Here is a 6,664-nt window from a genome sequence, read left to right on the forward strand (position 1 = left end):
GTGACCAGGCGTCCGGCCCGGAACGGGGCCACCCCGGCTGACCGAGGAAAGCGGCGGCGGCCAGCCGATCACCCAGACCGTCTACGCGCATCCTGGCTGCTCGGACAACCATTGCGTTGCCGCGTCCAGGACGGGATCCTTGCTTCCCCCGCGACCGAGGTTGTCGACGACTGGCTGGTCGGGCGGAATGGGGCTGTCGTAGGTGCGTCCCGTGCGGTCGGCGTCCAGCACCTCCGTCAGGTTGAGGATCGCCCCGTCGGACAGTCGATGTTGTGCGTTGCCGGTGGGGACGCCTGTGGTGTCCTCGCCGAAGGAGCGCGTATCGGGGCGCCCACGGAAGGCCACGGCCACCGCCTCCCCGGAACTGGCGGTGGAACGGCTGGTGAGCACCGCGACAGGGGCTGATCCGCCGCCTACGGGAGGACTCGTTCCCCATCCGGTGGATTCGCCGTTCAGACGAGGGCTGCCCTTCTCAATGGACCACACCGTCTTCTCGCCGTCCGCATCGACGAACGACCCGACGTCGCCGTCACCGAGGATCGGTCCCACGACGGCAAGCATCGGCCACATGTTGCCACCGCGGTTGCGGCGGAGGTCGATCACCCAGCCGCAGGCGTTCGGACGATCAGCCTTCGCCACGGCATTTCGCCCCTCCCGTACATACTGTTGGTAGACCTTCTCGGATCCCTGGACGCCGGGGAGCGACAGATACCCCACGCGGCCGGCCAACGCCCGCCCTTCCACGGGGTTGCGGATCTGCTCGTCCCCGTGCAGCTCTTTCGCCCCCTTCGGATCGTAGAAGCCGCTGTGTCCGTCCCCTAATTCGTCCAGGGCCGCCTCGATGGCCCGATAGGTATCGCCGGGGCGCCGCGCGCCGCCGGCTTCGGTGAAGGCTGTCCGCCGTACCTCGGCCCAGTCGACATCGTCGCGGCGAAGCGCGTTGTCCTCCATGACGGTCAACGCGGTGGACAGGTAGGACCGGGCCTCCTCAGACATTTCCGCCCCGGGAGTCGGCGCTTTCCCTCCCGAGCACCCGGTCCCGGTAGCGAGAACACATACCAACCCAGCAATTCTCAAACGCAGCAAACGCCCCACACCATGCGCCCCCAGTCAGCCGAACCAGCCGATCCATCACTTGCTCCAACGCCTGACGATCATTCCACCACGGCGCCTTCGGTTCGGAAACAAGCACTTTACGGCCGCGAGCAATGAACCAACGGCCGGCGACTGCATCCCGGGGTGGGCCCGATCCTGCCGGAGGCCCACCTGCCGGGATGCGCCGATCCGTGGGAGGGCGCCGGTGCCCCGCGAAACGGACGCGCTCCCGGTTCAGGACTCCGCGGAGGCCAGCAGCACGGCCAGGCGGGGGGACGGATTCCGCGCCGTAGGCGACCGCTCCCACCGGGACCCGGTCACCTACGGCCTCGATGACCTTCGCCGCCCATACCGGGCCGAAGGCTCCGCACAGTTCGATGAGCTGCGCCCCGTCGTCGACCAGTGCCTCGGCGGACCGCATGGACGAAGCGTGGGCGCGAAACGACCGTGACACGACCCCGATGCGTTCGAAGTAATCGGCCGATTACTCCTGTGTACCATCACGGTGCAGGGGAATCGACCGGTGCTCGGGCCCATTGGAGCTGAGCGTCGTCTGGAATGCACGCATCATGGCGACCGGCGCACAACTCCCTGACGGCGCGTTCACCATCCGGTACCCAAACTGGGCCCCACCCGGAACTTCGATTTCGACGACCACGGCGAAATGACTCGTCGACCGCCCCGTTCGGCGGCTCCCTGCCTGGAGCAGGCGGAAGCCCGCAGTCACACGGCAGGTCGAACGGCGGGGGGCACTCACGGACATCACATCACTGCCCGTCACACCATCAGGGCCGGACGACGGCCTACAGCTGGTCCCCCGTGCCGGCTGGTTCCGGAGGGTGCGGCCCGCCACCGTCCTTCATGTCCTGCTCGCAGGTCCGTCCGTCGTAGGACTGGTCATTGGGGATCAACAGCACTCCGGCGACCCGCTCGGGGTGCTCGACGGCGAGCCAGTCGTCGCCCTCGAGGTCACCGTCCGGTCCGAGCGCCATGGACGAATGGACCGTCAGGCACCCCAACGCCACGCGCTCCTCGTCGACCGCGCAGGCGTCCACCGCGGGGCCGGACCTCTCGTCGGCACCGTCGAAGCGGTAGTGGAAGTGGACCTGGTCGCCTTCGGAGGGCACCTGCGGGTGGGGCTCGAGGCGCCAGTCGAGGACCTCGGCGGTGACGCCGAGAGGCCGCCCGGACGTGTCCTCGACCTGCACCCTGACACCGGCCTCACCGCGTTCCGCAGTCGTGTCGGTGCAGTTCCAGAGGAGGGAGGAGCAGCCGGACAGGGCGAGCATCACCAGAGCCAGCGGAGCACCGGCGACTACCCGTGCGGGGAACACTCGGGTGACCTCCAGTCAGGGCGGAGCGGAGCAGTGTATCCCGGGGCACGGCGGCCGCGGGTGACCGCGACGAGCGCCCGCGGCGGTGGATCCCCGTCCTCACCGCCGTCCTCACCGCCGTCGTCGCCATCGGCCCCCTCGACTGCCGTCGGCTCACCGCTGGACGGCACCGCGCGGCCTGCGCCGGTCCGGCACACCGTCGCGCAGTTCACGCCTTTCCACGGGTGATCGCCTGTGTGATCGCCACGGCGACCGCCAGGAAACCCGCGGCGACGGCGAGCAGGCCCCCCGTGGGCACCAGGGCATCCGCCGGGTCCGAGGCGTCCTGCAGGTGGGTGAGCATGATGTTGACCGGGGAAACGCCTCTGCCCAGCAGCGCGGCCAGCAGGAGCACCAGGGCGAGGACGAGCGCGTGGCCCTGCCGTCGGAACACCAGCCGTGAGCAGACCAGTCCGATGGCGATGCCGGTGAAGGCACAGGTGAGCTGGGCCTCGATCCCCAGCGCCAGGTCCGCGGGGCCGGGTGTGTGGGTTCCGAGCATCAGCGGCAGCACCAGACCGGCAGCCGCCAGCAGCAGGCACCACACGGCGGCCGTCCCGACCGCCGCGAGCAGGACGCGCAGCCGACTGCCAGCGCTGACGGCGACGATCGAGCGGTGCAGCTGGTCCTCGAGACCGATCAGTGCCATGGTCAGCCAAGTCGAGCACAGCAGCATGGCCCCGGCCACCGAGGCGTAGGTCGCGGTGAGCGGGCCGGCGTCGCTGCTGGTCAGCACGGCCACCAGACCGAGGAACAGCAGCAGCGGCGCGAGGTAGCGCTGGGAGAGCACCAGCACCGTGGACATGTAGCGGACCAGGGCGATCACAGGGCGGTCCTCCTCGCGTCGAACCGGGCATCGCGTCCGCCCACGGCCCCGCTGAGGCCCGCCACCGACCACCGGTGCTGCAACGCCGTCAGCAACACGGCGTCCGAGTGCTCCCGCGCCACCCGCAGGACGACCTTCCCGCCGCGCCGGGCGGAGTCCACCACGCCCGGCAGCGCGGACCAGTTCACCTCGGCCGGCTCGACGCCGGCGGGCGGCACCGTCAGGATCAACTCGACCACCGGGGCCCGGCCCCCGGCGCGCCGGCCGCCGCGCAAGGTGACCCGGCCTTCGCTGATGACGTGGACGCCGTCGGCGTGCGTCCCGGTGATCGCCTCGCGGTGGTCGGTGAAGACCACCGCCCCGCCCTGTGCGGCCGTTTCGTCGATGATCCCGGCGAGGACCCCGTGGGCCGAGGCGTCCAGACCCGACCAGGGTTCGTCGAGGACCAGCAGGTCGGGCCGGACGAGCAGGGCCTGGGCGAGTGCCACCTTCTGCGCGTTGCCCTTCGACAGCGTGCGCAGCGGCGCGTCCCGCCTGCCCACCAGGGACAGCCGCTCCAGCAGGTGACCGCCTCGGGCACGGGCGGCGGAGGCCGACAGGCCGCGGATGCGCCCCATGTGGGTGAGGTAAGCGATCGCCGAGATGCGGTCGTGGGCGGTGAAGCGGTCCGGTACGTAACCGATGTGCGGTGGTCGGCCCGACACGCTTCCGGAGGTGGGCCGGGACAGTCCGGCGAGGATCCTCAGCAGGGTCGACTTCCCTGAACCGTTGCCGCCCACCACCGCGAGGACGTCACCGGCCGAGACCTCCATGTCCACGTCGCGGAGGATCCACCGTCCCCTGCCGTACCGTTTGCCGACCGCCTCACAACGCAACAACTCGACTCCCCACTGTGGCCCACGCGCTGGCCCCTCCAGCCTGACGGTCCCTTCCAGCCCGACGGTCGAGCCGACAGCCCGAGGGCGGCGCCTGAGCGCGGACCGGCGGGCCCTCGTGCTCGGGCACACGCAAGAAGCACGGCACGAACGTACGGCCGAGGGAAAAGGCTCGATGTCCAAGTGTTCCCGACCCGACGGTCCGGTGGGGTGCGCACCCTCCCACTCGGCGCCCCCTCTTCGACGAGGAGAATCCCAGCCGGATGGGCACGTGGATTCCAGGAGACACCCGGTCCGTCCCCTGTGAATTCAGGAGGGGTTCCTGCGGACTCGCCACACTGCTGGAACCGCCCGGCCGCACACCGGGTTCCGCATGCGCGATCCAGGGATTGACGAGCGTCAGTCCCGAGCGCTACGCCCGATTCATTTCCGTCTGCGGAATTTGTAAGTGTGTGAGCCGCTCATCCGGCTGCGGCGACCGACCCCGAAGTGAACTACCTGCAAGTGGAATCCGAGTGAACTGTGTAGGATGAATTGCGCTGCGCACTTCTTGGCGCGACCTTCATTGCGGGCTTCTTTTCAGGATTACCACGCCTTCATGTTCTTCCCTGTCCCGAAAGGCTCACCATGGCGATGACCCGTACATGCGGGGCACCGCCGGGCATTTCGGTTGCAGCCTTTCACCGCGTCCACGACGACGCTCGGCGTGGACCGCGCCGCCAACGGCAGCGCAGCGGCATCCGCGACCACGGCCGGCGACGGGATTCCCCACACCGCCGAAGACTTCGGTCACCCGGGCGCAGCCGGGGTGGTTGAGGAGACGGGCGCCTTCCCCGAGCCCGGCGACGGTCGCGGGCCGACGACTCCACCGGTTACGGCGGGTCGGGTCCGGAAGGTGAGCCCGCGATGCCCTTCGGACTCCGCGTCCCGGGCTGGTCCGTTTCGCACACGCCACGCCACACCCCCCACAGTGCCCTGTCCCCTCTCACGGAAAGTTGCGACAACGTGCCCACCAGACGTCTCCGCCTCGCGCGGAGCACAGCACTGCTGGCTGCCACGGCCGCCGTCGGTGCCTTCACCGCCACTCCGGTCCAGGCGGTCACCGGCGCCCCGGTGACGGACCAGGCCCACGCGTACACCGCCCGTCTGATCATCGGCAACGACGACCGCGCCTGCTCGGGCGCCCTCGTCGACCCCCAGTGGGTCATCTCCGCCGGCTCGTGCTTCGTGGACAACCCCGCGGAGGGCGTGGCGCCTCCCGCCGGCAAGCCGGCCAAGACCGTCACGGTCACCGTCGGCCGCAGCGACCTCACGTCGACCACCGGGCTCGTCACCACGGTCACCGAACTCGTCCCCGCCCCGGGGCGCGACCTGGTCATGGCACGCCTCGCGAAGCCCGCCACGAACGTCACCCCGATCGCTCTGGCCACCCGGCCGCCCGCTGCCGGTGACACGGTCCAGGCCGCCGGTTTCGGACGGACCAGGACGGAGTGGGCGCCGCTCGCCCTGCACACCGGTGCCTTCACCGTCGACTCCCTCGACGCCGGTCAGCTGGCCATCACCGGACAGGACGGCGACGCCATCTGCCCCGGCGACGCCGGCGGCCCGCTGTTCCGCGAGAAGGACGGCAGGGCCGAACTCGTCGCCGTCAACAGCAAGTCGTGGCAGGGCGGGTGCTGGGGCGTCGACGAGGCGGAGCAGCGCACGGGAGCGATCAGCACCCGTGTCGACGACCTGACCGCGTGGATCCACCAGGTGCGCTCCCTGCCGCAGCAGGCCCAGGTCACGTCCGGCGACTTCGACGGCGACGGCAAGTCCGACGTCGCGGCCCTGTACGACTACGGCAAGAACGCCCAGGGGCGTGCGCAGAGCGGCCTGTGGGTCTTCAAGAGCGACGGCACGTCGTTCCGCGCGCCTTCCGTGGCGTGGGACAGCGGCAACCAGAGCTGGACCTGGGAGCGCAGCAAGCTCACCTCGGGCGACTTCAACGGCGACGGCAGGACCGACGTGGGCGTCCTGTACGACTACGGGGCGACCGACGGCAGGGCCAACACCAAGCTGTGGGTGTTCACCAGCACCGGCGACGGCTTCCAGGCCCCCAAGGTCGCCTGGGACAGCGGCACCACCAGCTGGGCCTGGAGCCGCAGCCAGTTCACCTCGGGCGACTTCAACGGCGACGGCAGGACCGACCTCGGTGTCCTCTACGACTACGGGGCGACCGACAACAAGTTCCAGACCAAGCTCTGGGTGATCGCCAGCACCGGCGACGGCTTCCAGGCCCCCAAGACCGTCTGGGACAGCGGCACCACCAGCTGGAACTGGAACCGCAGCAAGCTCACCTCGGGCGACTTCAACGGCGACGGCAGGACCGACGTGGGCGTCCTGTACGACTACGGGGTGACCGACGGCAGGGCCAACACCAAGCTGTGGGTGTTCACCAGCACCGGCGACGGCTTCCAGGCCCCCAAGGTCGCCTGGGACAGCGGCACCACCAG

At 70.1% G+C, this 6,664-nt stretch carries 6 protein-coding genes; 1 reads left to right on the forward strand and 5 read right to left on the reverse strand.

Annotation, left to right across the window (positions count from 1 at the left end; genetic code table 11):
* Nucleotides 1-81: 81 nt before the first annotated feature.
* The 5 genes from ACZ56B_RS11855 to ACZ56B_RS11875 all read right to left on the reverse strand — a co-directional run bounded on the left by ACZ56B_RS11855 (nt 82) and on the right by ACZ56B_RS11875 (nt 4,112).
* Nucleotides 82-996, reverse strand: a complete 915-nt coding sequence (locus ACZ56B_RS11855) for a S41 family peptidase (RefSeq protein ID WP_468788829.1) — start codon at nt 994-996, stop codon at nt 82-84.
* The gene (locus ACZ56B_RS11860) at nt 989-1,516 is read right to left on the reverse strand and encodes a DUF6506 family protein (RefSeq protein ID WP_468788831.1); all 528 of its coding nucleotides are present in this window, start codon (nt 1,514-1,516) and stop codon (nt 989-991) included. Before ACZ56B_RS11860 ends, ACZ56B_RS11855 begins: the two co-directional genes overlap by 8 nt.
* A 382-nt stretch (nt 1,517-1,898) precedes the next feature.
* The gene (locus ACZ56B_RS11865; RefSeq protein ID WP_468788832.1) at nt 1,899-2,429 is read right to left on the reverse strand and encodes a hypothetical protein; all 531 of its coding nucleotides are present in this window, start codon (nt 2,427-2,429) and stop codon (nt 1,899-1,901) included.
* Between the two features lie 208 nt (nt 2,430-2,637).
* On the reverse strand, nt 2,638-3,294 hold the full coding sequence (locus ACZ56B_RS11870) for a hypothetical protein (protein WP_468788834.1): 657 nt from the start codon (nt 3,292-3,294) through the stop codon (nt 2,638-2,640).
* Entirely contained in the window at nt 3,291-4,112 is an 822-nt protein-coding gene (locus tag ACZ56B_RS11875) for an ATP-binding cassette domain-containing protein (RefSeq protein WP_468788836.1), read from the reverse strand. The genes ACZ56B_RS11870 and ACZ56B_RS11875 overlap by 4 nt, the downstream gene beginning before the upstream one ends.
* Nucleotides 4,113-5,174: 1,062 nt before the next feature.
* On the opposite strand from ACZ56B_RS11875, the gene ACZ56B_RS11880 reads away from it, so the two are divergent.
* On the forward strand, nt 5,175-6,664 hold a 1,490-nt coding region (locus tag ACZ56B_RS11880), incomplete at its 3' end, for a trypsin-like serine protease (RefSeq protein WP_468788838.1).

The organism is Streptomyces sp. NPDC034670 (genome assembly GCF_055574875.1).